Raw genomic sequence first — 825 nt, 5'->3', positions numbered from 1 at the left:
GCGGTGCGCCTCAGCATCCTTACACGGAAATCGCTTGGCGGCATCGTGACGGATTTGAGTGCGCGTGTCTTGAAGGCTGACGGTGAAACGCTGGCGGGAGTCTATGCAGCCGGCGAGGCAGCCGGCTTTGGCGGCGGCGGCATGCATGGCTATAATTCGCTTGAAGGGACTTTCCTCGGCGGCTCTATCTTCTCGGGCCGGACGGCCGGCAGGGCAGCGGCGAAGGMTACGTAGTCCCGACTTCCATTCGTCGTCGCCATCACATTTCCATCTTGCGATCCCAAATGAAATGCATATGATGTTGTCACTGACAACATAGAGCGCATAACATGAACGCAGTTGACGAATTTCGTAGTTTCAATCGCTTTTTTACAAGGGAAATCGGACTGCTCGACAAGCACCTGCTTGCCAGCGACTACACTTTGGCAGAGGGCCGCGTATTATATGAACTTGCCAACAATGGCGAACAGACGGCGGCCGATATCGGCCGCAGTCTGCACATGGACAAGGCCCATCTCAGCCGCATCGTCTCACGCTTCGAAAAGCGCAAGCTCGTGCGCGTTCGTGCCAGCTCAACACATGGACGGCAGCGTCTCATAACGCTGACTCCGGCGGGCCAAGAGGTCTTTTCCGGCCTTAACCGGCGCTCGCAGCTTCAGATGGAGCAAATCCTTGCACCGTTGGATGACGATGCCCGCAGGCAGCTGGTATCGTCCATGCGTCAGATCAGAAACCTTATCGATGCCGAAAACCATGTGCCGGACGAGGTGACATATCGCGGCCTCCAGCCCGGCGATCTCGGCTGGGTCATTCACCGGCAGGCAG

At 57.5% G+C, this 825-nt stretch carries 2 protein-coding genes; both read left to right on the top strand.

Going from position 1 to position 825, the window contains the following annotated elements:
• A partial coding sequence (locus tag ACXJ5O_RS28660; RefSeq protein WP_457302866.1) for an FAD-binding protein occupies positions 1-234 on the top strand: 234 nt, incomplete at its 5' end.
• A gap of 95 nt (positions 235-329) precedes the next feature.
• The coding region (locus ACXJ5O_RS28655) for a MarR family winged helix-turn-helix transcriptional regulator (RefSeq protein WP_457302865.1) at positions 330-825 on the top strand (496 nt) is incomplete at its 3' end.

The organism is Phyllobacterium sp. P5_D12, from assembly GCF_054049495.1.
This window is presented reverse-complemented; position numbering and strand designations above follow the sequence as displayed.